This window comes from Paenarthrobacter sp. NEAU-H11, from assembly GCF_050573415.1.
Classification (GTDB): Bacteria; Actinomycetota; Actinomycetes; order Actinomycetales; family Micrococcaceae; genus Arthrobacter.
Window position 1 is genome coordinate 20,858 of record NZ_JBNZGA010000017.1, and the last position, 25,126, is coordinate 45,983.

At 65.9% G+C, this 25,126-nt stretch carries 25 protein-coding genes, 1 tRNA gene and 1 pseudogene; 13 read left to right on the plus strand and 14 right to left on the minus strand.

All coding sequences use genetic code 11. The annotated features are described in order from the left end of the window. Nucleotide 1: 1 nt before the first annotated feature. The 5 genes from rlmB to ACQ3DC_RS17715 form a co-directional block, all read right to left on the minus strand. Entirely contained in the window at nucleotides 2-991 is a 990-nt protein-coding gene (gene rlmB, locus ACQ3DC_RS17695; protein ID WP_157239108.1) for a 23S rRNA (guanosine(2251)-2'-O)-methyltransferase RlmB, read from the minus strand. Nucleotides 992-1,093: 102 nt separating this feature from the next. Next, on the minus strand, nucleotides 1,094-2,569 hold the full coding sequence (gene cysS / locus ACQ3DC_RS17700) for a cysteine--tRNA ligase (RefSeq protein ID WP_323058104.1): 1,476 nt from the start codon (nucleotides 2,567-2,569) through the stop codon (nucleotides 1,094-1,096). A gap of 9 nt (nucleotides 2,570-2,578) precedes the next feature. Further along, nucleotides 2,579-3,079 (minus strand): 2-C-methyl-D-erythritol 2,4-cyclodiphosphate synthase, encoded by a 501-nt coding sequence (gene ispF, locus ACQ3DC_RS17705; protein WP_197432551.1) that lies wholly within the window; start codon nucleotides 3,077-3,079, stop codon nucleotides 2,579-2,581. A 17-nt stretch (nucleotides 3,080-3,096) separates the two neighbouring features. Then, nucleotides 3,097-3,879 carry a 2-C-methyl-D-erythritol 4-phosphate cytidylyltransferase gene (ispD, locus tag ACQ3DC_RS17710; RefSeq protein ID WP_430752840.1) on the minus strand — a complete coding sequence of 261 codons (783 nt, stop codon included), beginning with the start codon at nucleotides 3,877-3,879 and terminating at the stop codon, nucleotides 3,097-3,099. A gap of 121 nt (nucleotides 3,880-4,000) precedes the next feature. Beyond that, on the minus strand, nucleotides 4,001-4,483 hold the full coding sequence (locus ACQ3DC_RS17715) for a CarD family transcriptional regulator (RefSeq protein ID WP_011690592.1): 483 nt from the start codon (nucleotides 4,481-4,483) through the stop codon (nucleotides 4,001-4,003). Nucleotides 4,484-4,756: 273 nt separating this feature from the next. Between ACQ3DC_RS17715 and ACQ3DC_RS17720 the strand changes: the two genes are divergently transcribed. Then, a complete protein-coding gene (locus ACQ3DC_RS17720) occupies nucleotides 4,757-5,305 on the plus strand; it encodes a hypothetical protein (RefSeq protein ID WP_157242697.1) in 549 nt (182 codons plus the stop codon). Between the two features lie 91 nt (nucleotides 5,306-5,396). Here the strand turns inward: ACQ3DC_RS17720 and ACQ3DC_RS17725 are convergent, their stop codons facing one another. Together ACQ3DC_RS17725 and ACQ3DC_RS17730 are read right to left on the minus strand one after the other, a co-directional pair. Next, nucleotides 5,397-6,077 (minus strand): response regulator transcription factor, encoded by a 681-nt coding sequence (locus tag ACQ3DC_RS17725; RefSeq protein ID WP_050056313.1) that lies wholly within the window; start codon nucleotides 6,075-6,077, stop codon nucleotides 5,397-5,399. Next, nucleotides 6,074-7,318: a sensor histidine kinase gene (locus ACQ3DC_RS17730; protein ID WP_157242698.1), complete on the minus strand. Its 1,245-nt coding sequence runs from the start codon at nucleotides 7,316-7,318 to the stop codon at nucleotides 6,074-6,076. The genes ACQ3DC_RS17725 and ACQ3DC_RS17730 overlap by 4 nt, the downstream gene beginning before the upstream one ends. Nucleotides 7,319-7,524: 206 nt before the next feature. Here ACQ3DC_RS17730 and phoU point away from each other — a divergent pair, with 206 nt between their 5' ends. After that, nucleotides 7,525-8,187: a phosphate signaling complex protein PhoU gene (gene phoU / locus ACQ3DC_RS17735; RefSeq protein ID WP_321215370.1), complete on the plus strand. Its 663-nt coding sequence runs from the start codon at nucleotides 7,525-7,527 to the stop codon at nucleotides 8,185-8,187. A 153-nt stretch (nucleotides 8,188-8,340) separates the two neighbouring features. Here phoU and ACQ3DC_RS17740 read toward each other — a convergent pair whose 3' ends face one another. Further along, entirely contained in the window at nucleotides 8,341-9,087 is a 747-nt protein-coding gene (locus tag ACQ3DC_RS17740) for a phosphoglyceromutase (RefSeq protein WP_104996822.1), read from the minus strand. Nucleotides 9,088-9,183: 96 nt separating this feature from the next. Here ACQ3DC_RS17740 and ACQ3DC_RS17745 point away from each other — a divergent pair, with 96 nt between their 5' ends. Then, on the plus strand, nucleotides 9,184-10,041 hold the full coding sequence (locus ACQ3DC_RS17745) for a class I SAM-dependent methyltransferase (RefSeq protein WP_409339705.1): 858 nt from the start codon (nucleotides 9,184-9,186) through the stop codon (nucleotides 10,039-10,041). Between the two features lie 29 nt (nucleotides 10,042-10,070). Here ACQ3DC_RS17745 and ACQ3DC_RS17750 read toward each other — a convergent pair whose 3' ends face one another. Both ACQ3DC_RS17750 and ACQ3DC_RS17755 read right to left on the minus strand, forming a co-directional pair. Then, nucleotides 10,071-10,430, minus strand: coding sequence for a DUF2516 family protein (locus tag ACQ3DC_RS17750; RefSeq protein WP_321215368.1), 360 nt, complete (start codon nucleotides 10,428-10,430; stop codon nucleotides 10,071-10,073). 10 nt (nucleotides 10,431-10,440) lie between these two features. After that, entirely contained in the window at nucleotides 10,441-11,643 is a 1,203-nt protein-coding gene (locus ACQ3DC_RS17755) for a trans-sulfuration enzyme family protein (RefSeq protein WP_321215367.1), read from the minus strand. A gap of 116 nt (nucleotides 11,644-11,759) precedes the next feature. Between ACQ3DC_RS17755 and tmk the strand changes: the two genes are divergently transcribed. The 4 genes from tmk to ACQ3DC_RS17775 all read left to right on the plus strand — a co-directional run bounded on the left by tmk (nucleotide 11,760) and on the right by ACQ3DC_RS17775 (nucleotide 15,356). Next, nucleotides 11,760-12,458 carry a dTMP kinase gene (tmk, locus tag ACQ3DC_RS17760; protein WP_321215366.1) on the plus strand — a complete coding sequence of 233 codons (699 nt, stop codon included), beginning with the start codon at nucleotides 11,760-11,762 and terminating at the stop codon, nucleotides 12,456-12,458. Beyond that, a complete protein-coding gene (locus tag ACQ3DC_RS17765) occupies nucleotides 12,455-13,597 on the plus strand; it encodes a DNA polymerase III subunit delta' (RefSeq protein ID WP_321215365.1) in 1,143 nt (380 codons plus the stop codon). Before tmk ends, ACQ3DC_RS17765 begins: the two co-directional genes overlap by 4 nt. A gap of 16 nt (nucleotides 13,598-13,613) precedes the next feature. Continuing rightward, nucleotides 13,614-15,179 carry an alpha/beta hydrolase gene (locus ACQ3DC_RS17770; protein ID WP_157239115.1) on the plus strand — a complete coding sequence of 522 codons (1,566 nt, stop codon included), beginning with the start codon at nucleotides 13,614-13,616 and terminating at the stop codon, nucleotides 15,177-15,179. A 104-nt stretch (nucleotides 15,180-15,283) separates the two neighbouring features. Next, a tRNA-Thr gene (locus tag ACQ3DC_RS17775) sits at nucleotides 15,284-15,356 on the plus strand. Between the two features lie 287 nt (nucleotides 15,357-15,643). Here ACQ3DC_RS17775 and ACQ3DC_RS17780 read toward each other — a convergent pair. After that, nucleotides 15,644-17,179 (minus strand): alkaline phosphatase D family protein, encoded by a 1,536-nt coding sequence (locus tag ACQ3DC_RS17780; RefSeq protein WP_321215364.1) that lies wholly within the window; start codon nucleotides 17,177-17,179, stop codon nucleotides 15,644-15,646. Between the two features lie 351 nt (nucleotides 17,180-17,530). Here ACQ3DC_RS17780 and ACQ3DC_RS17785 point away from each other — a divergent pair, with 351 nt between their 5' ends. The 3 genes from ACQ3DC_RS17785 to ACQ3DC_RS17795 all read left to right on the plus strand — a co-directional run bounded on the left by ACQ3DC_RS17785 (nucleotide 17,531) and on the right by ACQ3DC_RS17795 (nucleotide 19,796). After that, nucleotides 17,531-19,219 carry a phosphodiester glycosidase family protein gene (locus ACQ3DC_RS17785; RefSeq protein WP_321215363.1) on the plus strand — a complete coding sequence of 563 codons (1,689 nt, stop codon included), beginning with the start codon at nucleotides 17,531-17,533 and terminating at the stop codon, nucleotides 19,217-19,219. Between the two features lie 107 nt (nucleotides 19,220-19,326). Further along, nucleotides 19,327-19,500 (plus strand): CsbD family protein, encoded by a 174-nt coding sequence (locus ACQ3DC_RS17790; RefSeq protein WP_321215362.1) that lies wholly within the window; start codon nucleotides 19,327-19,329, stop codon nucleotides 19,498-19,500. A gap of 107 nt (nucleotides 19,501-19,607) precedes the next feature. Further along, nucleotides 19,608-19,796 carry a hypothetical protein gene (locus ACQ3DC_RS17795; RefSeq protein WP_430752841.1) on the plus strand — a complete coding sequence of 63 codons (189 nt, stop codon included), beginning with the start codon at nucleotides 19,608-19,610 and terminating at the stop codon, nucleotides 19,794-19,796. Nucleotides 19,797-19,875: 79 nt separating this feature from the next. On the opposite strand, the pseudogene ACQ3DC_RS17800 reads toward ACQ3DC_RS17795, so the two are convergent. Continuing rightward, nucleotides 19,876-19,974, minus strand: a pseudogene (locus ACQ3DC_RS17800) (integrase core domain-containing protein); the annotation flags it as partial. Nucleotides 19,975-20,276: 302 nt separating this feature from the next. Between ACQ3DC_RS17800 and ACQ3DC_RS17805 the strand changes: the two are divergent. After that, a complete protein-coding gene (locus ACQ3DC_RS17805; protein WP_321215361.1) occupies nucleotides 20,277-20,741 on the plus strand; it encodes a hypothetical protein in 465 nt (154 codons plus the stop codon). Here the strand turns inward: ACQ3DC_RS17805 and ACQ3DC_RS17810 are convergent. Then, nucleotides 20,738-21,643 (minus strand): DNA/RNA non-specific endonuclease, encoded by a 906-nt coding sequence (locus ACQ3DC_RS17810; RefSeq protein WP_430752842.1) that lies wholly within the window; start codon nucleotides 21,641-21,643, stop codon nucleotides 20,738-20,740. The genes ACQ3DC_RS17805 and ACQ3DC_RS17810 overlap by 4 nt on opposite strands. Nucleotides 21,644-21,654: 11 nt before the next feature. Here ACQ3DC_RS17810 and ACQ3DC_RS17815 point away from each other — a divergent pair, with 11 nt between their 5' ends. Both ACQ3DC_RS17815 and ACQ3DC_RS17820 read left to right on the plus strand, forming a co-directional pair. Next, a complete protein-coding gene (locus ACQ3DC_RS17815; RefSeq protein WP_321215359.1) occupies nucleotides 21,655-22,602 on the plus strand; it encodes a DUF6454 family protein in 948 nt (315 codons plus the stop codon). 192 nt (nucleotides 22,603-22,794) lie between these two features. Continuing rightward, entirely contained in the window at nucleotides 22,795-23,421 is a 627-nt protein-coding gene (locus tag ACQ3DC_RS17820; protein WP_321215358.1) for a hypothetical protein, read from the plus strand. A 15-nt stretch (nucleotides 23,422-23,436) separates the two neighbouring features. Here ACQ3DC_RS17820 and ACQ3DC_RS17825 read toward each other — a convergent pair whose 3' ends face one another. Beyond that, nucleotides 23,437-25,032 (minus strand): alkaline phosphatase D family protein, encoded by a 1,596-nt coding sequence (locus ACQ3DC_RS17825; RefSeq protein ID WP_430752843.1) that lies wholly within the window; start codon nucleotides 25,030-25,032, stop codon nucleotides 23,437-23,439. Nucleotides 25,033-25,126: the final 94 nt, after the last annotated feature.

The following is a 25,126-nucleotide window of genomic DNA, read 5'->3' on the forward strand; positions in this document are numbered from 1 at the left end:
CCTACTTTGCGGCGCGCTGCCGGGAGACCTCATACAGGGAGATGCCCACGGCCATGGAGGCGTTGAGTGACTCCATTGCGGAATCGATGGGGATGGAGACGATCTGGTCGCAGTTCTCGCGGACCAGGCGGCTGAGCCCCTTTCCTTCCGAACCCACCACAATGCACACCGGTTCGGTTGCGAGGGTGAGGTCCGGCAAGGAGACGTCGCCGTCGCCGTCCAGGCCCAGGACGAAGATTCCCATGGACTTGAACTGCTTCAGGGCGTTGTTGAGGTTTGAGGCCCGCGCCACGGGCACGCGGACAGCGGCTCCGGCGCTGGTCTTCCAGGCCGAGGCGGTAACGCCCACCGAGCGGCGTTCCGGGACAATGACGCCGTGGCCGCTGAAAGCGGAGACCGAGCGGATGATGGCGCCAAGGTTGCGGGGATCGGTAATGCCGTCCAAGGCAACGAAGAGCGGGGCGTTGGGGACGTGGCCCTTCTTCCATTTCCCAACCGTCTCCTCTGCCAGTTCGTACGCGTCCTGGTAGTCGTACGGCGGGATCTGCAGCACCAGCCCCTGGTGGACGGCGTCGTCGGTCATCCGGTCCAGTTCAGGCTTTCCGGTTTCGAGCAGCGGAATGCCCCGCTCGGCGGCAAGCTTCAGGGACTCCTTGACGCGGTCGTCCATTTCGATGCGGATGGCCACATGCAGTGCCTTGGCAGGAATGCCGGCGCGGAGCGCCTCGACCACCGAGTTGCGCCCGGTAACGACTTCTTCGGTGGCACGGCCCTTGGGGCCGGATTTGGCCGCTCCGGCGCTGCGGGCACCCGGATTGCGCTTGGCCGCGGACCGCTCGGAGAGCTGCTTGGCCTTGTGCGCCTTGTGGTACGGGCGGTCCTCCGCCTTGGGCGTGGGGCCCTTGCCTTCCAGGGCCTTGCGGCCATGGCCACCGGTCCCGATGGTTGGGCCCTTCTTCGCTTTAACCGATCGGCGACCATTGTTGGCCATTGTGTTCCACCCTTGATTGTGTTGACTGAGTCTGCCTACCAGTCTACTGATCGAAGAAAAATCGGCTGCTAAGGGGGACGGCCGCTTCGGGAAACGCGCCGGTCAGTCGCGCTTCAGGCTCCAGGTTGCCCCGTCCGGGCCGTCCTCCACCAGGATGCCGGCAGCGGAGAGGGTGTCACGGATGGCATCCGAGGCCGCCCAGTTCTTCTCCGCCCTTGCCGCGGCACGGGCTTCCAGCTGGGCCTGCACCAGGACGTCCAGGGCGGCCTTGTCCTTGGTGTTGCCGGCATCGGCACCTGCCACGGCATTCAGCCCGAGGACGTCGGTCATGACTGCCACCGTGTTCAACGCGAGACGGGCCGCGGGGTCATCGCCTTCGGCAAGGGCAGTGTTGCCGGTCCGGACCGTCTCATGCAGGGCGGCCAGCGCACGCGGGACGTTCAGGTCGTCGTCCATGGCTTCGGTGAAGGTGCGCAAGGTTTCCGCGGAGGAGCTCTGGTGGCCGGCAGCTGTGCCGGAGCCGGTACCGAACCGGGCGGTCGCCTTGGCAATGAAACCATCAATGCGTTCGACGGCGGCGGCGGCCTCCTGGAGGGACGTGGGACGGTAGTCCAGCACGGAGCGGTAGTGGGCCTGGCCAAGGTAGTAGCGGACCACCCGGGGGGACGCCAGTTCCAGCATCTCGGCAGGACTGATGGTGTTGCCAATGGACTTGGACATTTTTTCGCCCTCGTAGGTGACCATGCCGTTGTGCATCCAGAAGTTGGCGAACGCGTGGCCGGCCGCCTGCGACTGGGCGAGCTCGTTTTCGTGGTGCGGGAACCGGAGGTCCAGGCCGCCGCCGTGGATATCGAATTCGGAGCCGAGGTACTTGGTGACCATGGCGGAGCATTCCAGGTGCCAGCCCGGGCGGCCCGCACCCCACGGGGAAGCCCAGCTCGCCGTCGTCGGCTCTCCTTCTTTGGACCCCTTCCACAGGGCGAAGTCGCGCGGGTCCTTCTTCCTGTTGCTGAACTGGGGTTCGACGTCCGGGGCTGCCTGCATGTCATCGATGTTCTGCCGGGTCAGTGCGCCGTACTTGCTCCAGGAACGCACGTCAAAGTAGACGTCACCGGAGTCGTCGGGGGCAGGATAGGCGTGCCCGCGGTCGATCAGCTGCTGGATAAGGGCGTGCATTTCGGGGATGTGGCCGGTGGCGCGGGGCTCGTACGTTGGCCGGGAAACGCCAAGCGTGTCGTAGGCCTTGAGGAATTCCTGCTCGTAGCGGTAAGCAAGCGCCCACCACTCTTCCTCGGGCACTTCCCCGGGTTCCGGGGTGAACCCCGGCGCGAAGGAGGCCTCGGACTTGGCCAGGATCTTGTCGTCGATGTCCGTGACGTTCCTTACCACCGTGACCCGGAACCCGCGGTAGGCCAGCCAACGGGTGAGCTGGTCAAACGCAATGGCCGAGCGGATGTGGCCAACGTGGGGCATGCCCTGCACGGTGGCCCCGCAGTAGTAGAGGCTGGCTTTGCCCTCGACGATGGGCACGAAGTTCCGGACTTCGGCGGAGGCAGTGTCATAGAAGCGCAGGGTCACCGCTCCAGATTAGCTGATGGGAAGGTGCGGCCTCGGGTAGACCAGTGCGGTGGCCACGGCGGAGATGCCTTCACCACGGCCGGTGAACCCGAGGTGGTCGCTGGTGGTGGCGGTGACGCTGACGGGCGCGTCCGCGGCATCACTGAGGACCTGTTGGGATTCCTCCCGCCGCGGGCCGAACTTGGGCCGGTTGGCGACGAACTGGACAGCAACGTTGCCAATCTCAAACCCGGCAGCCCGGACAATCCGCGCAGCCTCGGCCAGCAGCGCGACGCCGGAGGCGCCGGCAAATTCCGGCCGGTCCGTACCGAAGTGCGTGCCCAAATCTCCTATCCCGGCGGCGGAAAACAGCGCATCGGCGGCGGCATGAGCCACCGGATCGCCGTCGGAGTGCCCGGCCAGGCCACGTTCACCCGGCCAGAGGAGTCCACCCAGCCACAGCGGGCGGGGCTGGTCCTCCGTGGCGTAGGCGTGGACGTCCAGCCCGATTCCGGTTCGGGGGATGACCATGTCCGCAGATCCCATTCCTAGCCTTCCACCCAGCGTGCGCCCAGGGGACCCTCAAGGAGCCCCTCGGCGAGGATCAGGTCCAAGGGCGTGGTGATTTTTAGGGACTGGGTGGACCCCCGGACCACGTGGACGGGGATGCCGAGCATTTCGACGAGCATTGCGTCATCGGTGACGGCGTCGGACTCTTTCGGGCCAAGGGCCCGCGCGGCTTCGTGGGCCTTCAGCAGGGTGTTGAGTTGGAAGCCCTGCGGCGTCTGCACCGCGCGGAGTTCCTCGCGGGGCGCGGTCCCGGTGACAACCTCCGGGGCCAGTTCGCTGTCCAGGCCAGTAGTGGCCGCTACCGTCTTGACAGTGTCCACTACCGCTACGGCAGGTATGACTGCCGCGGCCCCCGCGGCCAAGGCGTCCGTCACGCGGTGGAAGACGGACTCGGGGGTGAGGGCGCGCGCGGCGTCGTGCACCAGCACCGCTTCTATGCCGTCCATCAGGGCTGCCATGCCGGCCCGGACGGAATCCGCACGGGTGCTGCCGCCGTCGACAATGGAAAGAAGGGGGCCGCCGTCGGCCAGTTCCTGCCGGAAGTCCTCGCACAGGCGGCGGAGGGCGTCGTCTCCCGGGGGCAGCGCAACGCACACCTGGCTGCCCGCTCCGGATGCGACAATGCCGCGCAGGGCATGCATTAGGATCGGCTCGCCGCCCAGGGGTACCGCCGCCTTGGGCATGCCGTAACCCAGCCTTTGCCCCGAACCTGCTGCCACCAGGATCACCGCGGTGACCAGGCGGGTGCGTGTTTCGCTCATGCGGACTAGCCTACGTCCCTGCAGGGCGCCGGCGCCTGAACACCTCGGGAGGAATCCCTGCGGCCTGTTTTTGGGCAAAAAGAAGCCCCGGCGGCACTTGGGTGCCCCCGGGGTTCAATTCTTAGGAAGCCAGGACCTCGTCGAGAACGCTTGCAGCCTTCTCTTCGTCGGTCTTTTCAGCCAGCGCCAGTTCTGAAATCAGAATCTGCCGGGCCTTGGCCAGCATTCGCTTCTCGCCTGCGGAAAGGCCCCGGTCGTGATCCCGGCGCCACAGGTCGCGGACGACCTCTGCAACCTTGATGACGTCACCGGAAGCAAGCTTCTCCAGATTTGCCTTGTACCTGCGTGACCAGTTGGTGGGTTCTTCGGTGAACTCGGCGCGAAGCACATCAAACACGTGCTCCAGGCCTTCCTTGCCCACTACGTCCCGAACCCCAACAAGGTCAACGTTCTCTGCTGGAACTTCAATGGTCAGATCACCCTGAGCCACCTTGAGCTTGAGATACATCTTCTCTTCGCCCTTGATGGTGCGCATCTTGATTTCTTCAATCTTCGCAGCACCGTGGTGAGGGTAAACTACTGTCTCGCCGACCTCAAATACCATGTGGACATTTCCCCTTTCCCGCTGACCAGTTTATCACGATTCAGGCATATGACCGGCCCGGAAGAGGGCGCCGAACCGCAGAAATACGCGGAAAACGGGCCAAATCGGCCCCCTTCACCCCCTTGACGAACGCGGATAATAGTGCATGTGCGGGGTCCTGGGGAAGGCCGATGTGACAGCTCCGAATCCTCGTTTGGCGTGCTTTGCGGATAGGCTATGCGTGATTAATGTTTCAAGACTCTTTGAGGAGTACGCGACGTGCGTTTCACTGCGATGACCCGGGCCCAGCGCGGCAAACTGGCACTGACGGCAGGCGCCCTTGGCGTGGGCCTGCTGACCGCCGGCTGCGGTTACATCACGCCCCAGCAGACCAGCGAACGGTACGCTGCATCGGACGGCATCGTCACCGACCTCGGCCCGATCCAGCTGCGCAATATCCTGATCATTTCCTCCGGCGAGGACCAGCCGGGCCGCCTGATCGGCGCCGTCTACAACTCCTCTTCGCAGGACGTGACGCTCACGGTCAACGGCGCAAAGGGCTCACAGACCGAGGTGCCGGTCAAGGCGAACTCCTACACGCTGCTGAACGACAGCTCGGACGAAGCCATCCTCAGCACCACCGGAGGAATCCCGGGCTCCCTCGTGGACGTCAAGATCACCGAGGACGGAACCAACGTGAGCAACACGGTGAAGGTCCCCGTCCTGGATGCAACGCTGCCTGAGTACAAGGAGTACCTGCCGGCCGGCAGCACGCCCTCGCCGAGCACATCGGCCACGCCGTCGCCGTCCGCTTCGGAAAGCGCAGGCGGGACCGGCCACTAAGGCTGCGGGCTGAGCCCACTGCAGGACAGGCATGCAAAAGGAGGGGCCGCAGGGCCCCTCCTTTTGCATGCCTGTCGCCGGGCGACCCTTTCTAGGGCTCGAACTTATAGCCAAGCCCCCGCACGGTGACCAGGTACCGCGGCGCTGACGGGTCCGGCTCGATCTTTCCGCGAAGCCGCTTCACGTGGACGTCGAGGGTCTTGGTGTCACCGACATAGTCAGAGCCCCAGACCCGATCGATGAGTTGGCCGCGGGTCAGCACCCGGCCTGAATTGCGCAGGAGCATTTCGAGGAGCTCGAACTCCTTCAGGGGCAGCAGCACCTGCTCGCCGCCAACGCTGACCACATGCCGTTCAATATCCATCCGGACAGGCCCGGCCTGCACGGTGGAAGAAATGAGTTCCTCCGGCTCGCCCTGGCGCCGCAGCACCGCCCTGACCCTGGCCACCAGTTCGCGGGAGGAGTAGGGCTTGGTGACGTAGTCGTCCGCGCCAAGTTCCAGTCCCACTACCTTGTCGATCTCCGCGTCCTTGGCCGTCAACATGATTACCGGGACGCTGGACCGCTGGCGGAGCTGGCGGCACACTTCCGTGCCGGAGAGCCCGGGCAGCTGCAAATCCAGCAGCACCAGGTCCGCCCCGTTCCGGTCGAACTCGGTGATGGCGTCCAGGCCGTTGTCCACGACCTCCACCTCGAAACCTTCCTTGCCCAGCAAGTAGGACAACGGATCGCTGAACGACTCCTCATCCTCGACAATCAAGATCCTGCTCAAGCGTTTGCTCCTCGTTCGGTGGCGCCTGCGGCGCCGGGTACTTGGGTAACAGTTGGCTTTTCGGACCCTGCGGTCCCCGCCCGGGCGGGGGCAGCGGCCGGAGGTGTTTCTTCCCCGCCCTCCTGGCCCTCCATCTCGGGAAGCCGGAGGGTGAACGTGGAGCCCTGCCCGGGCTGGGACCAGAGGGTCACTTCGCCGCCGTGGTTGGACGCGACGTGCTTGACGATGCTCAGGCCAAGGCCTGTCCCGCCGGTATGGCGGGACCGGGCCGAATCCACACGGTAGAAGCGTTCAAAGACGCGCTCCTGGTCCTCGGGGCTGAGTCCCTCGCCCTGGTCCGTAACGGAAATGGAAACCAGCCCTTCCCTGCTGCGCACACCGATCCCTACCCGGGTGTTCTCCGGGGAGTACCTGATGGCGTTATCGATCAGGTTGCGCAGGGCGGTCACCAGCAGGTCCTGGTCCCCGAAGACCTTCGCGTCGGTCCGGCCACCCACCACAATGCGGATATTCTTGCTCTCCGCGGGGAGCTGGGACCGGTCCACGGCCTCGGCTATGACCGCATTGACGTCAACCGGGCGGCCCTGCTGGGTGACGCTTGCGCCCTGCAGCCGGGAAAGCTCGATGATGTCCTGCACCAATGCGGCGAGCCGGCCGGATTCCTTGTGCATTCGCTTGGCGAAGCGCCGGACGGCCAGTTCGTCGTCTGCCGAGGACTCCAGGGCTTCGGCCAGCAGCGAGATGGCGCCCACCGGCGTCTTCAGCTCGTGGGAAACGTTGGCTACGAAATCGTTCCGGATCTCTTCTGTCCTGGTGATCTCGGTGCGGTCGTCCGCAAGCAGCAGGATGTATTCCTCCCCGAGCATTGCCGCCCGGACCTGGACGATGATGGTTCCCTGGCCGAGCGGGCCGCGGGGAAGTTCCAGCTGCCTTTCCAGGATGACGCCATCGCGGCGGACCCCGGCCGTCATGTCCAGCAGTTCCTTGTGGACCACCGTGTGGCCGCGGACCAGGCCGTAGGCATAGGCGGCCGGGTTGGCACGGACCACACCGTCCACCGCGTCCACCACCACAAAGGCGCGTCCGACGACGGCAAGCACCTCCGCGGCGCCCGCCGGCAGGGCGAGCTCCCCGGCGTCCACGTCCAGCAATTGCCGCTGTTTCTCGCTGACCCGGAAAGCGAGCACGCCGAACGTACCGAGCGCCAGGCCGATAAGGCCGGCCACCAGGCCGATAAGCATAGGATCCACAGCTCCACCTTATGCTGTAGGTGAAGGCATATCGGCGCGTCCCGGCCCCTTGGCCGGACGGTTCAACTAACGTTCACCTGCAAGGGCTTAACCGTTTACCGAACTTTGGCATTCTAGGTAGTTGGAGTGCCGAACGGCGACGCGATTCCTGCTGCCCGGACCGGGACCGGCGGGAGTTACAAGGAAAGGACGCCTAAGTGCGTAAGGTTTTTCAGGAAGAGCTCACCCAGGTCGGTGACCAGCTGGTGGAGATCTCCCGGCTGGTCAGCGAGGCCATGGACAAAGCCACCACCTCCTTCGAGGTGGCGGACGTAGACCTTGCGCAGGACGTCATCGCTGCGGATGCCCGCATCGACTTCCTGCAGAACAGCCTGGATGAACGGGCCATCGACATCCTGGCCCTGCAGGGGCCCGTGGCAAGCGATCTCCGGATGATCGTCGGATCGCTGCGAATGAGCGCTTCCCTCGAGCGCATGGGAGACCTTGCACGGCACATCGCCCAGCTGGCACGCCTGCGGTTCCCGTCCACCGTCATCCCCGAATCCATGACCGGCACGTTCAAGCGCATGGCCGAGCTGGACAAAGAAATTGCGAACAAGTTGACGGTCCTGCTGGAAACCCGGGACCTTGAGGTTGCCCGGGACATCCTGAAGGCGAACACCGCCATCAACGATCTCCACCTCAGCGTGTTCAAGGCCATCGCAGCACCTGAGTGGGCCGAGTCGCCGGCAACCACGGTGGACGTCGCACTCGCGAGCCGGTACTTTGAACGCTTCGCGGACCACGGTGTCTCCGTCGCCCAGAAGGTCACCTATTTGGTGACCGGCGCGTGGCAGCCTACCGGGACCGAACACAGCTGACGTCAACGCTGCGGAATAACGACGGCGGGGGGGGGGGGGGAAGAAAATAGCCCCCCCCCCGCGGCTAAGAGTATATAAATAAGAGGCCGGGTGCCAATACCCGGCGGGGGGGCGGCTTGTTTCGCCCCCCCCCCCCGCCGTCGTACGTACTGCTTACTTCTTGCCCTGGTTGGCGACTGCCAGGATGGCCTGTTCCGCCGCTTCCGGGTCAAGGTAGGTTCCGCCGGGCTTGATCGGCTGGAAGTTTTCGTCGAGGTCGTACACCAGCGGGATGCCGGTGGGAATGTTCAGGCCGGCGATGGCTTCGTCGCTGATGCCGTCCAGGTGCTTGACCAGTGCGCGCAGGGAGTTTCCGTGGGCCGTGACCAGGACGGTCTTGCCGGCTTTGAGGTCTTCCTTGATGTCCGATTCCCAGTACGGCAGGAGCCGGACCAGGACATCCTTCAAGCACTCGGTGCGGGGAAGGGCGTCTCCAAGGTCTGCATAGCGGGGATCGTGCGCCTGCGAGAACTCCGAGTTGTCATCCAGGGGCGGCGGCGGGGTGTCATAGGAGCGGCGCCATTCCATGAACTGCTCCTCGCCGTACTCGGCAAGGGTCTGCGCCTTGTCCTTGCCCTGCAGCGCGCCGTAGTGGCGTTCGTTCAGCCGCCAGTCGCGCTTCACCGGGATCCAGCCGCGGTCGGCCTTGTCCAGGGCGATGTTCGCGGTGTTGATGGCACGCTTCAGCAGCGACGTGTACAGGATGTCCGGGAGAACGTTATTCTCAACCAGCAGCTCCCCGCCGCGTGCTGCCTCCTCGCGGCCCTGGTCGTTAAGGTCAACGTCCACCCAGCCGGTGAACAGGTTCTTGGCGTTCCATTCGCTGTGGCCGTGGCGCAGCAGGATCAGCTTGTAAGTCATGATTTTCATCCTAGCCGAGCAGTGTTGCCGCCCGCCCAGCGTTACATGCGTCGCCCGGTTAGGTGTCACCAATTGCTTCAGGGATATGGTTGGGCGGTGGTGCAAAAGGCTGAACGGGTGACCGCCCCCCAGATTTTGGGCAGGAATACCGGCAGGCCCGGCAGGCCGGTTGGCAACATCACCCGCGGCACCACCAACCCCAACCGGATGCGCCGGGTGGACCGCTGGCTGACGGGACCGCAGGCCTGGCGGCTCCGCAATGCAGCGGATCCCCTGGTGGTGGACCTGGGCTACGGCGCTGCGCCGGCCACCGCCGTCGAGCTTTATGAACGGCTTTCTGCCGTCCGCCGGAACGTCCAGGTCTTTGGAATCGAAATCGAACCGGAACGGGTCCGCGCGGCGATCCCCCTGGAGCGGCCCGGGCTCAGCTTCCGTGTGGGCGGCTTCGAACTGCCCGTGCCCGGCAAACCGGCCCTGGTGCGTGCGTTCAACGTCCTGCGGCAGTACGAGGAAGCGGACGTGGCCGGAATCTGGCGGCTGGTGCAGGACCGGCTGGCCCCCGGCGGCCTGTTCATCGACGGCACCTGCGACGAGATCGGGCGGCGGGTCACGTGGGTGGCACTGGATGCGGAGCGGCCGCTATCCCTGAGCATCTCCGTCAGGTTCGGCAGCTTCCTCCTTCCCTCCGACGTTGCCGAAAGGCTGCCCAAGGCGCTGATTCACCGCAACGTTCCGGGCGAACCGGTGCACGCCCTCATGCAGGCCATGGACCGGGCCTGGCTCGAGTGCGCGCCGCTGGCGACCTTCGGGAACAGGCAGCGCTGGCAAGGCATGTGCAGGAACCTGCGGGACACTGGCTGGCCAGTCCATGACGGGCCTTCGCGGTGGCGGCTCGGGGAGCTCACCGTTGACTGGGATGCCGTGGCACCCTTGGCCGGCGGGGGCGCCGGCTAATTCACACCGGCTAATTCACCCCGGCTAATTCACCAGGGGCCGTAGGGCCCCGTGTTGCGGCTGCCGCCCCTGCCCGCATCCTTCACGGCCGGCCGTACGTCAGCCAGGTAAACCGACGCAGCAACGACGGCGGCGAGCCCGAACAGCCCGAAGGTTCCGAAGAATGCGCCGCCACCACCGCTGTACAACGAAAGGGCGCCGATCAGGGCCGCGCCGCCGGTCAGTGCCAGCCAGAAGGTCTTGGTCCGCTTGCCCGTGGCCTCGAACGCGTTTGCACGGTGCCGGGCGCAGTCCGCCACGGCCCAGAGCTCCAGCCCCAGCGAAACCAGGGCAAGGATAAAGAACAGGGCCTTCTCAACGGGCTGGATGATAACGAGTTCAACGTCCACAAGCCCAAGCCTAGCCGTCCAGCGAGTCCAGCGCCTGCTTCACATCGGCCCAGAGATCCTCAACGTTCTCGATTCCCACACTGAGCCGCACCAGGTTCTCCGGGACGCTGGCCGGCTCAGCGGTGTGCCGCCGTCGGCGTTCGATGAGTGACTCCACACCTCCCAGCGATGTGGCAGGCAGCCACAGCCGGACTGCGCCAACCAGTTTGTCGGCGGCGTCAGCGCCGCTCATTCCCGCGGCCGGGCGTACCTGGATACAGATGATGGACCCGAAGCCCTTCATCTGCGCCTTGGCGCGTTCGTGGCCGGGATCCGCGGACAGGCCGGGGAACCGGACGGTCTCGACCGCGGGGTGGTCGCCAAGCCGCTCCGCCAGGACCATTGCAGAAGCCTGGGACCGTTCTATCCGCAGCGCCAGCGTCCGCAGGCCGCGCAGCGCCAGCCACGCTTCGAAGGGCCCCGCAATGGCGCCGTGGATAATCCGGTGATGGAGCAGCGCGGACCGGATGTCCGGGTTGGAGGTGACCAGGGCGCCAAGGACGACGTCGGAATGGCCCGCGAGGTACTTGGTCACCGAGTGCAGGACGACGTCGGATCCGAGCAGCAGGGGCTGCTGCACCAGGGGTGTGGAGAAAGTATTGTCCGTAACGACGATGGCCCCGACGGCGTGGGCGGCGTCGGCCAGGACGGAGACATCCGCAATGCCGAGCATGGGGTTGGTGGGGCTTTCGAGCCACAGCATCGCCGCCGGCCGGGCGTGCGGCCCCGCAGCGGGGCCGCGGGGAGCAAGGGCCTCCTTCACGGCGGCAGTATCCGCAATGTCCACTGTCCGGAGCTCGATGAAGCCCTTCTGGGCGAGCTCAGCGGCCATGACCAGCGACCCGGAGTAGCTGTGCGTGGGCATTACCAGCACTCCCCCGGCAGGGACCAGGGAGAGCGCCGAGCTGACGGCCGCGAGTCCTGACGCATAGAGGAGTCCCGGCAGTTCTGAGCCCTCCAGCTGGCCGAGCGCCTCTTCGAAGGGGTCCCAGGTGGGATTGGAATACCTGCCGTAGCCGCGGTCGCCGTCGCCGAGTGCCCCGGTGCCGAAGTATGTGGAGGAAAGGACGATCGGCTGATTGACCGGCTGGTCCCGTTCCCGTGGGGGACGCCCGGCCGCAACCACAACCGTCTCGGCTGACAGGGCCGCCGCCTGCTGTTCGGAAAGACTCATGGTGACAGCGTACTGTCCGCCGGGGACGGCCCGGAAAGCCGTTACCCGGTTCGTGGCCCCCGCGGGAATCCACAGCTGAATCGGGAATTGCCAGCGGGGGTCGGTAGGCTTGGGTGGTGAGCAAACAGAGGGCCGGTCTTTTCATCGCGTTCGAAGGCGGCGACGGCGCGGGCAAGTCCACGCAGGCTGCGCGCCTTGCCGAAGCCCTCGAATCCCGTGGCCTGACCGTCCTGCTGACCCGCGAGCCGGGCGGAACCCCCGTCGGCGAGAAACTGCGCTCCCTTGTGCTGGACCACGGACACGGTGAGATTGATGCGCACACAGAAGCCCTGATTTTCGCCGCTTCCCGGGCAGCCCACGCAAGCCAAGTCATTCGGCCTGCGCTTGAACGCGGCGACATAGTCCTGACGGACCGGTACATCGATTCGTCGGTGGCATACCAGGGGGCAGGACGTGCCTTGGGCGAAGACGCCGTACGGTCCCTCAACGAGTGGGCCACGTCCGGCCTGCAGCCCCATCTCACCGTCCTGCTGGACGTTGATCCAGCGGTGGGCCGCCGCCGCCGCACGGCCGGCGAGACGGCGGAGGACCGTCTGGAGTCCGAAGCTGACGAGTTCCACCTCCGGATCCGTGAGGCCTTCCTGGAGCTGGCGCAGCGCCGTCCGGAGTCCTACCTCGTGCTGCCCGCCCATGACTCCGTCAGCAGGCTTTCCGCCCGGATCCTCGAGCGGGTGGATACCCTGCTGGCCGAACAGGACGAAACACCGGCGGGCGCACCCCAGGCCCGGGCCACGGCGGTCGGGGGCGCCCCGTGACGGTGTGGGACGACCTTCAGGGCCAGCCCGCCGTCGTCGAACAGCTGCGGCAGGCCTCCAGCGGCGAGGGACTGACGCATGCGTGGCTTTTCACCGGCCCGCCGGGTTCCGGGCGTTCCAATGCGGCCAAGGCGTTTGCCGCAGCACTGAACTGCGACCAGGAGGACGTCAGCCTGCGGGGCTGCGGGCGCTGCGCGGCGTGCCTGACCATCCTGGGCGAGACCCATTCGGACGTCACTTTCGTCCGCACCGAGAAGGTCACGATCACCATTGACGAAGCCCGTGAACTGGTGGCCACCGCCGGGAACCGGCCCTCGGCCGGCCGGTGGCGGATCATCGTGGTGGAGGATGCGGACCGGATGGCCGAGCGCACCACGAACGTCCTGCTCAAGGCCATCGAGGAACCAACTCCCCGGACTGTGTGGATGCTGTGCGCACCGTCCCCGGCCGACGTCCTGGTGACTATCCGGTCGCGCTGCCGCAGCGTGGCGTTGCGGTTGCCGCCGGCTGCGGACGTCGCCGCCCTGCTGGTCCACCGCGACGGCGTGGATCCGGCCCTCGCGGAGCGCGCCGCGCGGGCAGCTCAAAGCCACGTGGGCATCGCCCGCCGCCTCGCCCGTGATCCTGCGGCCAGGGAACGCCGGCTGGAAACAGTGCGGTTTCCGCTTGGCCTGCGGGGGGTTACGGCTGCCGTGATGATGGCGGACAAACTCGTCAAGATCGCCACAGCGGAGGCCAACAGTTCCAACGAAGAACGGGACGCTGCGGAGAAGGCCGCCTTGCTGGCAACACTGGGCGCACCCGAGTCCGGGACGCTCCCGCCTGCCATGCGCAGCCAGGTCAAGCAGCTGGAGGAAGACCAGAAGCGCCGGGCCAAGCGGTCCATCACGGATTCCCTTGACCGGACGCTGACCGATCTCCTCTCCTTTTACCGGGATGTGCTGATCATCCAGTTCGGGAATGCTGTGGAACTGGTAAACGTTGAGTTGAGGAGCGAATTGGAGGATTTCGCCAGCCGCTCCACGCCGGAATCCACTCTTGCCCGGATGGATGCCATCAACAAAGCCCGCGAACGCATCACCACCACGAACGTTGCACCGCTGTTGACCATTGAGTCCATGGCAGCCAGCCTGATCTAGTCCTTCAAGGAGACCGATGACTGCCCGCCCCCTGCCCGCACGGCCGCGACCCGTGGCGCTTGGCTTCCGCGCACTTGGGGCCATGGTTCTTGCCATGGTTCTGGCGTCCTGCAGCCTCCTCAGTGGCGGCGACCGCAGCCAGGAGGCTGCCACCGCCAAGGCCGACCCCTCGATCGTTGCGTCTGCTCCCGCCGGGCTGGAGAAGTTCTATTCCCAGGAAGTCGTCTGGGAGCCGTGCGAGGGCGAGTTCCAGTGCACCAAGGTGACAGTGCCCATGGACTACGGCAATCCCGACGGCGGGACGATCCAGCTCGCAGCGCTGAGGGCTTCGAGCACGGGGGAAAAGGCCGGGAGCCTCCTGGTCAATCCGGGCGGTCCCGGCGCCTCCGGCTACGACTTCGTCAAGGATGCCGCTGGAACCCATTTCTCCCAGGCTGTTCGTGATTCGTTCGACGTCGTGGGCTTCGACCCCCGGGGCGTGAAGCGGTCCGCCCCCGTGACCTGCATGACGGACGCTGAACGGGACGCAGCCAGGGCGAAGGTCTACGACCTCGAAACGGATGCCGGACTTGCTGCCGCCCTGGCGGACAACAAAGCGATTGCCACCCAGTGCGGGGAGCAAACCGGCCCGGTCCTGGCGCACATCGACACCGTCAGCTCCGCGAAGGACCTGGACATCCTCCGGGCCGTGGTCAATGATGCAAAGCTCAACTACCTCGGGTACTCCTACGGCACGTTCCTGGGGTCCACGTACGCTTCGCTCTTCCCTGACAACGTGGGCCGGATGGTCCTCGACGGTGCCCTGGATCCGTCCATCAGCAATGAGGAGCTGACCAGCGGCCAGGCCCGCGCCTTCGAAAAGGCCATTCGGGCCTATGTAGCCAGTTGCCAGGGCCAGGACGGATGTCCGCTGAGCGGAGACGTGGAGGCGGGCGTCCAGCAGATCCGGGACCTGATCGCCGCCGTCCAGCAGACTCCGCGCACGGCAAAGGACGGCCGTGTAGTCAATGCCACCACGTTCGTGAGCGGCCTCATCACGCCCCTGTACAACGACCAGAGCTGGCCCGCCCTGACCCAGGCTTTGGACGCGGCAATGACCGGGGATGTAAGCCTTATGCTGCGGCTCGCGGACCTCGGCGCAGACCGCTCACCCAACGGGACCTACACGTCCAACTCGACCTTTGCGTTCAACGCCATCAACTGCCTTGACTACCCCATGGTGTCCGACACCGCCGGAATGCGTGCCGAACAGCAGCGCCTGATGCAGGACTCCCCCACCTTCGGGTATTTCTTTGCCTATGGCGGCACCAACTGCGTCGATTGGCCGTACCCGAACGTGCGCACGCCCGCCCCGGTGGAATACGACGGCGGGTCCACCATCGTGGTGATCGGCACCACCGGGGACCCTGCCACGCCGGTGGAATGGGCGTCATCGCTGCGCAAGCAGTTGGGCAATGCGGCACTTATGACCTGGAAAGGCGAAGGCCACACCGCCTACGGCCGGTCCAACGCCTGCATCGAGGATGCGGTTGACGCCTACCTTGTCAGCGGAAAGGTTCCCACCGACAACACGGTGTGCTGAAGGCCTCAGCAGCTCCCCGGCCGTCCATTTTGACCCGGGCGCGGGGACTCTATTACAGTTGACTCTTGCATGAGGCGCCCGGTTACGCCGGAGGATCATGCGGTGCTTCCTTAGCTCAGTCGGTAGAGCGTTTCACTCGTAATGAAAAGGTCATCAGTTCGATTCTGATAGGAAGCTCGGGATAAACCCCGGACAGCCCCTGTTTTCGGGGGTTTCCGGGGTTTTTCGCTGGTTAACCGGGTGCTGCTGCCCGAGGGCAGGGCACACTTATGGCACACTTTGCTGCCGGGCAGCCATCTGGGTTCCGGCACCAGTACGTAGCCCGCCGACCTCAGCTGCGTATTCGTGGCGCTTCCGCTTCTACCAAACAGTGACCCCGTCATCATCGCGATCAGGCAATGAAACGCGCTGAGCCGGCAGACGAGCGGGGCAGCCCTGAAGTACCTGCCCCGCGCTCCGGGCGCTCAGGCTCGCTGGGCCCCTGGTCGTCCATTGCTGACCACGAAGGACGCGTCCACGACAGCCGGAGACGTAGTGTCTGCGGCTGAGGCCACGGTGAGGTAATCGCTGCGGAACTCGTCCGGGGTGACGGTGCAGCGGGTCCAGCCCCGCTTATCCGGGTTGATGTAACGGGTGTGCGGGTTGTTGGGCAGGGCGTTCTTGATGGACTGGGCCCATCCGCAACCGGAGCTGATGGAGGTCCCGACGAACTCGGTAGTGACGACTTTCGAGGCCGGATCAGCGAAATCGAGGAGGACGTCGTTGACGAAGGCAGCGTGCCAGTCACCACTCAGGATCACGGGGTTGGCAGGGTTCTGCTGGTTGATGAAGTTGGTGAGCCTGTTGCGTGAGACGACGTAGCCGTCCCACTGGTCGTGGTTCACGGACAACACCTCGGACGGGTCGTAGTCGTACTGGGCCATCATCGTCTGCTGGGCGATGACATTCCAGCGTGCCGGGGAGGACACGAGCCCCTGGAAGAGCCACTGCTCCTGCGCGTCACCCATCAGGGTGCGTGAGGGGTCATAGACGTCGGGGTGCTGCGGGCCGCCGGGGAAGTTCTCGGTCAGCTGGTCGGAGCGGTATTGGCGGGTGTCCAGGACGTGGAACCTTGCCAGGTTGCCGTAGTCCAGGCCGCGGTACAGGACCATGTCCGGGCCGGTGGGCCGCTGCGGGCGGCGCAACGGAAGATGCTCGTAATAGGCCTGGAAAGCGTTGGCGCGCAGCTGGAGGAACCGCTGGGGTTCGTTGGAGGCCTCGTTGTCCGGTTGGGACACGCCCGCGGCCCAGTTGTTCTCAACTTCGTGGTCGTCAAAGGTGACGACGAAGGGGAACCTGGCGTGCGCGGCCTGCAGGTCAGGGGAGCTCTTGTACTTGGCATGGTTGTTTCGAAAGTCGGCCAGGCTTTCGTGGGTTTTGCCCTCGTAGGTGTAGTCCCCCACGTGCACGACCAGGTCAAGGTCCTCCTGAGCCATTGTGCGGTAGGCGGCGTAGCGGCCTCCGGCCCAGGACTGGCAGGAGGCCAGGCCGAAGGTGATCTTGCCCGGATCCGACCCGGCCGCCGGCGCCGTGCGGGTGTGCCCGACCGGGCTTTCCTCGTTGCCGACACGGAAGCGGAACCAGTAGTCAGACGATGGGTTCAGTCCCACGACCTCGGCGTGAACGGAGTGGGCAAGCTCCGGCGTGGCCGACTCACTTCCTGCTTTGACCACAGTGCGGAACTCCGGGTCGGTTGCGACCTGCCAGATCACTTCGAGCTGATACGGCGGCATTCCGCCGAGCCCGTCAGCTGCCTGCGGTTCCGGTGCCAGCCGCGTCCACAGGACGATGCCGTCCGGGGTGGGGTCGCCCGAGGCGACTCCCAGGGTGAACGGATTCTGCGGGAAGCGCGGCTCCGCCCATGCCGGGGCGGTGGAGAACCCGTAAATGGCTGCTGTCGCAGCCGCTCCCCCGCTCAAGGTAAGGAAGCGACGGCGGGAAGTTGCACGAGAAAGGGACACAATGTCTCCTGAGGGTCTGGGCGATGTCCGGTCCATTCAGTCAAGGGGAATCAAGGGGGCGATGAACCGGGAGTTAACATGCTTCAAACGTTGCCGGAGCCGCAGGGCAGCGATCGTGAGGGCGGGGACTCGCCATCTCCTCCGAGCGGGCCCAAAACACAATCTCCCAAAGAAGCCGTAAATCTTCAGGTTGCCATGCGGCTATTCCGGGTTGCCCCGTGTCGTCGGCCGTCTGTTGCGTCGGGGCGATCCATACCCGCATCCCCAGTTAACCTCCCAGCCACATCCGGTTAATTACCGATCAGTAACTTGAAAGCTCCTGTTGAGACCCCAACCTTAAGAGGCCCCACAATGAGCTCCTCAACCACCCGCCGCGTCCTCACGACGGGCCGCCACCGCCGTGCGGCCGTCACCGCGCTGGCCGTGTCCCTTCCCCTTGCCTTCCTTGCCCCGGCCGGCGCTTCCACCGCGGCGCCCCTGGCTCCGACGCAGGATCAGCAGAGTTCTGCACCATCGCAGCCCGGTCACCTTGACCTCGGCGCGCCGGACCTTCCCGAGACCCGGAACGTGACCACACTGGCCCCGGGCCTGACCCGCACCTCCATCACCCGGGGCACCCCGAACCCGGACTTCTTCTGGACCGCCGAAGTGGCTGTCCCGTCCACCTCACCGGACCCTGACGCGCCCTCCTCGGCGCTGTCCTCCCAGGCGCAGGCCCAGATGGTCGCTGACAGGCTCACCGCGGCCGGCGTCACAGCCCGGGTCGAGCACGTCCAGTCACCCCAGCTGGCCGACGCCGGCGGTGACCTCGGCTACCGGGTCCGCGCCGGACAGTTCGCGGCCAAGGCTGACGGGGCCGCCACCGTCGACCAGATCAAGGCGGCAGGCTACAAGTCCTCGGTCATCTACACCGGCTGGGACGGCGACGCCGGCTCCAGCGAGGACGACCGCGGGCCCTGGAAGCTGGAGGTGCTCACCATTGACCCGAAGGAATTCCGCGGCGACCTGACCTCTTCGTTCGGTCCGAACCTCCAGGACCGCGAAACCACCAGCTCACTCGCTGCCGGCGCCGGCGCACTTGCGGCAATCAACGGCGGCTACTTCGTTATGGACCCGGCGGCAGGCGCCCCCGGTGATCCCGCAGGCGCAGCAGTCCACGACGGCAAGGTCCTCAGCGAACCCGTCGGAGACCGTCCCTCCCTGGTCCTCGACGAGAACAGCAGCTCCGTCCAGCGGCTGCACTGGCACGGCACGGTCACGGGCGCCGCCAACACGGGATCCCTGCCCCTGGACGGAATCAACCGCGTGCCGGGTCTCATCCGCAACTGCGGCGGCACCGACGACACCCCCACCAACCTGCCGCTGCACGACTTCACCTGCACGGACGCGGACGAAATCGTAGCGATCACCCCCGAGTTCGGCCCCACCCCGTCAGGGCCGGGACTCGAAGTCATCCTCGACGCCCACGGCACCGTCACGGCCGTCAACCACGCCCGCGGCACCACCCTCCCGGCCGGCGGGCAGGCTCTGCAGGCCATCGGGGCGGACGCGGACAAGCTCGCCGCCCTGGCAGTGCCCGGCGCCAAGCTGAAAATCGACACGGACCTGCTCGACGAGAGCGGCAAGACCCTGAAGACCGGGGCCACCACGGACGTGGTCAACGGCGGCCCGACCCTCGTCGAAAACGGCCAGCTCAACGTCACCGCCAAGCGTGACGGCATGGTCCGCACCAACGACAGCAACAGCTTCTTCTACGGCTGGGTCCACAAGCGCAACCCCCGCACCATCGCCGGCACTGACGCCCAGGGCCGCACCCTGCTGGTAACCGCCGACGGACGCCAGACCACCAGCCTGGGCCTGAGCATCAAGGAATCCGCCGACGTCGCCCGCTCCCTGGGCATGGTCAACGCCATCAACCTCGACGGCGGCGGATCAACCACCATGGTCCAGAACGGCCAGGTCGTGAACTCCCCCTCGGACGCCGCCGGCGAACGCCCGGTCGGCGACGCACTCCTGCTGCTGCCGGGCCGAAAAGGCTAACGGCGCACAGGCAAGCATGACTTCTTTGGCTTGCCAACCAGATCATCAGCATGCTTAGTATGGGTGCAGCCGAATGCGAACGGCTGCCAACCAGAGGAGGAAACACCATGGGACTAGGCGACAAGATTGAGAACGCTGCCGAGAAAGCCGGCGGCAAGGGCAAGGAAGCTGCGGGCAACGCCACCGGCGATGACAGCCTGCGGGCTGAAGGCCAGGCAGACCAGGCCAAAGGCGATGTGAAGCAGGCCGGCGAAAAGGTCAAGGACGCCTTCAAAGACTAACCGCTTTTACGAGAAGGGTGCGCTCAGCGAACGGGGCGCACCTTTTTCGTGCCCAGGTGTTGCTGAGTTGCGCCAGAGTATCCGGTCATGCCGTCCTAGACTTCGCCATGCACCCGTTAGCGGCGATCGCCCTGGTTTTCCTCACCGGGCTTACCTGGATGGTCACGATCCTGACTTTGTTGATCGCCCTGGCCAAAGCCCGGCGCCCGCCTCGGGCTGAAGTCAGACACGCAGCCCACGCCGAAGCCCAAACAGCTGACGGCGAGGCAGCGGCGAGCCTTACGCTCAGTGGCTGAAACGCCCCTGATCAGCAGGACAGCTCAGTCCCGGACGTTTTCCCCAGGGAAGCGTGCAGCCCATTCCTGAAGCCGGTCAGTGCTCCCGGGCGTAGGCCCATTCCGTGGTGAGGGTGCGGTTGAAGCGTTCTACTTTGCCATTGGTCTGTGGCCGGTAGGGGCGAGTCTTGCGGTGTTTACACCTAGAAACCAAAGTTTCTGGGTGTTTTTCGCTCGTTTAATCGTCAGGCGGGTTTGCTGGGCAGTTCCCCGGCTTCCCTCCCTTGCTTTTATGGCTTTCGTCCTGCCTGGATCCGCGCAGATGCTTTACAGCCGGCAGGCATTCGCCGCATTCTGGTGTGAAGGCTCCGGCAGAGGGGCCTCGGACAGGAGACCGGCATGGCTATTCCCGCAGGCTTTCCCGGACGCGCATTCCACCGAAACACAGCCACGGCCCCTTCCCTGGCCGACTTGCTGCCAGCACCGGGCCCGGATCTGCGGATGCGGTTTGAACCCCGTTTTGCCGAGCTTGTGGGTGGTGTTGTGGCCACGCTCCGGGTCGCCGGAAGGACGCCAGTACCGGTCAGCGATCCGCATGGGCGCCAATGGGCACCCGCCTACATTCTGGGCAGCCTGGAACAGGACCACCCCTTAAAGGCCGCTGCTTCCAACACGGCGGTGGCGGAGGTGGTGGTGGACGGCTCCGGCCGCATGGTCCGCAACCACCCGGTTCAGGTCATCCGCGGCGCACACAGGCTACTGCCCGTCAGCTGCCCGAGCCTGGCCGACCGCTACGAACAGTTCATCCTCGCCGTAAGGATGGGCGAGGAACCCCGTGGCGATGCAATGGTCCTGACGCGGCACGGGGAGCTGATGATTGCAGGCCCCGGCCAGGAACCTGTTGCCTTGGCCGACTACCTGAACGACCTTTGCCGTTCCGCTGTTGGGCGCGCTGCAGCTTTTTAGAACTCGAGGTCGAAGTCAAGATCCAGGTCTTCCATTGCCGCCAGTTCCCGCCAGCTTGATCCAATGGCGGCTGCTCCGAGCGTCGCTGCGATCGGCATTCGATCAACGGCGGCCAACTGCTCCAAATCCAGCCCCGTCAATTCGGCGATGTCACGGATCGGTGCCTGGAAGCTACGGAACGGACCCAGGGGCGGGGTGCCGTCGAGTGCGCCGGGACGCGGCACGTCCGGCAATTCCGCCAGTTGCGGAGTCTGGTCCACAACGTAACCGGTGGCCGCCAGTTCACCTTCATGGATAAGGGCTGCAACCTTGAAAAATCGCAACGGGATGTCCACTCCGCGGTAAACCGGGTCGACGTCGCTGAAGATCGGACCCGTGAAGACCACGATCCTCCTCCGGTGCCCGGCTGCATGATCCAGCAGGTAGGACTCCATCCCGAGCCACAGTTCCAGGCCCTGGTTGAACTTTGCCGCCTGGGGAGCGGCGTTGGTGTAGTGGAAAGTGTCCTCGTTGGCCTGTGCGGCCTCTGCCAGGGTGTCACCCCACACGGCGGAGGCCCGGCGGACCAGGTGCCCTCGGTCGATGTTGTTCCTGGCATAGACCCGCTCCCCCGTTTGCTGGTCTTCCCGCAGGCGCGGGTCCAGCCGCCAGTTGATGCCGTGCCGGTCCAGGTCCATGAGCTTCCGCCCGTCGATTCCAAGCCCGGTCACGGCAGCGAGGCGCTTGTCCAATCGCATCCGCACCGAGAAGTGGGTGTAGGGCAACAGGCAGCTGAAATCCCCGGGGCATCCCCCGCGCTGGCCGCCGGCTTCATCCCCCCGACACCTGCCGTTGTCTGCCGCGCCATCCCGGGCGCCTACGTTTGATCGCGCCCGGCCCCACCGGGCACCCCCAACACGCACCTGGAGCAGACATGAAGATGAAGCGAGTCCTGGCCATTGCGGCCGTCGCCGCGGCCACCCTGGCAGCCGGAACCTCCGCTGTTGCCACCAACGGGCAGGCCCCCAAGGGCCTCACGGCAGAAGCCGAGGCCTTCACCAAGGTGGACCGCAACACCCAGTGGGAACAGGTCCAGAAGCTCAAGCTGGACTTCCCGACCTTCCACCCGCAGGGCATGTCGCTGGTGGGCGACAAAATCTTCCTCAGCAGCGTCGAGATCCTCGAACCGACAGTGCGCTACCCTTCGCCCGTTGACGGCTACGACCGCACAACCGGCAAGGGCCGTGGCCACGTCTTCGTCCTCGACCGGCAGGGAAAGCTGCTCAAAGACATCGTCCTGGGCGAGGACACGATCTACCACCCGGGCGGCACCGACTTCGACGGCGAGAACGTCTGGGTTCCCGTCGCCGAATACCGGCCGAACAGCAGCTCAATCGTCTACACTATCGACCCTGACACCTACCAGGTCACGGAGCAGTTCCGCGAAGCGGACCACGTTGGAGGGGTCGTCGCCGACCGCAAGACCAACCGAATCAGTGGCGTCAGCTGGGGTTCACGGAAGCTGTTCACCTGGAACAGCCAAGGCGCGCTCCTGGGGACGCAGGCAAACCCCAGCCACTTCATTGACTACCAGGACTGCGAGTACGCCGGTGCCGGCCACCAGCTCTGCTCGGGCGTTACCGGCCTGAAGACTGCTGACGGGAAACCGTTCGAGCTCGGCGGCCTCGCCCTGACCGACCTTGCAGACGGAACCATCATCCACGAGGTTCCCTTCCAGAAGTTCTCCACCGCCGGACACTCCATGACCCGCAACCCCGTTGCCTTGGAATCTGATGGCGGTGTTCTGCGCCTGTTCGCCGCCCCCGATGACGGCGAGGAAGCCGCCGGCACTGAACTCTTCGTGTTCGAGGCCCGCCCCTGAGCCAGCAGGAATCATGGCTGCGGGAGGGGACCGGGATTCGGTCCCCTCCCGCAGCACACCCTAAGGAGTGGTTCCCGGCGGGGATGGCCGGGCAGGGCTAGACTGGCCGGGCAAGGACGGATTGGGGATCCAGGGCGGCGCTGCCGCCGTTCCGCTGGTCGGTCGCAGCCAACGGACCCGAGGACTCTCACCGTGACCTTCTTCCAGGACTTTCCCATCCCGGCGTCCGGTCCCAGGCCCTCCGCCCCCAGGTTCGAGCCGCCTCCGTGGGCCGCTCCCCCGTCCTATGAACTGCCGGCCGTGGTCCACGTCGGCAAGTTTCTTCACCACAGTCCCGCGATGGTCATGGCGCTCAGAAGTGCGGAGGTGTTCTCCACCGGCTGTTCCTTCAACCTGTCCTGGATCATTCGCCGCGGCGAGGAAGACGAGGATGACTGGGCCGACAAGCATGCACTGTTCTTCCAGCCGGGCATGCGCCTCCGCCGCGGCACAGTGCCCTTCTCCGGGCTGATGTTCGGCGTTCAGTTCGCCGACGGATCCAAGGCAAGCACGGGAGCCCGCGGCCCCCACGGGTTTATGGGCAGCACCGGGGAGCCGGAACCCCCTACCCTTGTCCTGAACAACGGTGGCGGCAGCGGAGCCCCCGATGAGCTGGCCGGCAGCGGCACCCTCTGGCTCTGGCCGCTTCCGCCCGCCGGCGACCTGCGCCTGGTGGCCCAGTGGATCGACTTCGGCATGGAGGAAAGTTCCATAACGCTCGACGGCGGACAGCTGCGGCAGGCCGCGGCAGGCGTGCAGCGGTTCTGGCCGGAGAAGTAGCAGACGGGGTAGCTGCTACGACACCCGAACCGCGCCCGGTGTGCCGTCTTCGACCTCGAACACCGCATGCGTGTACTGCCCGGCGGCCCGGCTGCCCACCCCGGTTGCCATGCGAAGCTCGGTGCGCCAGCGCTCCGGAGTGACCTGGCACCGGACGTAGCCCCGCCGGTCGCCGTCGAAGAACTTGATGTGCGGGTTGAACCCGATCATGGGCTCGTAGTAGGGCCCGTAGACTGGCACGTCGCCGTTGGTGCTGATGGAGGTGCCGACGAACTCGGTGGCCACCACCGGGGAGTCCGGCCGGTCAAAGTCCAAGTGAACATCGTTGACAAAAGTGGAGTGCCAGTCGCCGGTGACGAACACGGCATTGCGCACCGCGGGCCCGGCGATCACGTCCAGCAGCCTCTTGCGGGCCGCCGGGAAGCCGTCCCAGGCGTCATGCCACAGCAACTCACCCGCGGCGCCATCGTGGTCGAGGCGGGAGACCATGACGTTGTTTCCCAGGATGTTCCACCGCACGTCTGAGTCGCGCAGCCCGGCATAGAGCCACTGTTCCTGCTCCGGGCCGAGCATGCTGATGGCGGGGTCGTAGGCCGCTTCGCATGCCTGGGCTTCGCCCCAGCCGCAGGGCGGAGCGTCGCGGTACTGCCGTCCATCCAGGACGTCCAACTGAGCCAGGCGGCCATAGCGCAGCCGCCGGTAAAGCTGCATGTCCGTGCCTTGGGGCAGCGACCGCGCCCGCAAGGGCTGGTGCTCGTAGTACGCCATGTAGGCCGCGGCCCGCACTGCGGTAAAGGCCTGGGTCTGCCCTTCCCAGCCTCCGGCGTAGTCATTCTGGACCTCGTGGTCATCCCAGGTCACGATGAACGGGAACCGGGCCTGTGCAGCCTGCAGGTCGGGATCCGACTTGTAGAGGGCGTAGCGTGCCCGCCACTGCTCAAGCGTCTGCGGGGCCGGCTGCGCGGCGGCGGGAACTGGCGTGCGGCGCAGGCCGCCGTCGGCCCCGATCTCGTACTCGTAGACGTAATCGCCCAGGTGCACCACGAAGTCCAGGTCCTCTGCTGCCATGTGGCTGTAGGACGGAAAGAAGCCGTCATCCCACTTCTGGCAGGAGGCGAAGGCGAAATCCAGCTGCCTGACATCGGCCCCGGGGGCCGGCAGGGTCTTGGTTCGGCCCACAGGGGACCAGTGGTTACGGAACTTGAACTCGTAGAAATACTCGCTGTCCGGTTCCAGGCCCTCCACCTCCACGTGAACCGAGTGCCCCAACTGCGCCGGGGCGTGTGCGCTGCCGTCCCGGACAACATTGCGCATCCCGGCGTCGGTGGCCAGACGCCACTCCACGACGGGGTGGCCGGGAGGCATGCCGCCGTTCGGCTCGAACGGTTTCGGCGCGAGACGGGTCCACAGCACCACGCCGGAAGGCGTGGGATCGCCGGATGCGATTCCCAGCGTGAAGGGATCATCCTTGCTCCGCGCCGGCGTCGTGCCCGCGTCGGCCTTGGTGGCCGGGGTGGCAGCCAGCGCGGCGGCGGCGGAGACACCGGCCACGCCGGAGAGGAAGAGGCGGCGGTCTATCAGACGGGAGTTTCCAGGCAGGATCAAGGGCATGCTGCTAACGTCCCTTGGAACCTTGAACAGGACGCCTCCCGCCGGGAACTCCGGGGGAACCCGCCGGTAAACATGCGGTGAAACAGTACAGCAG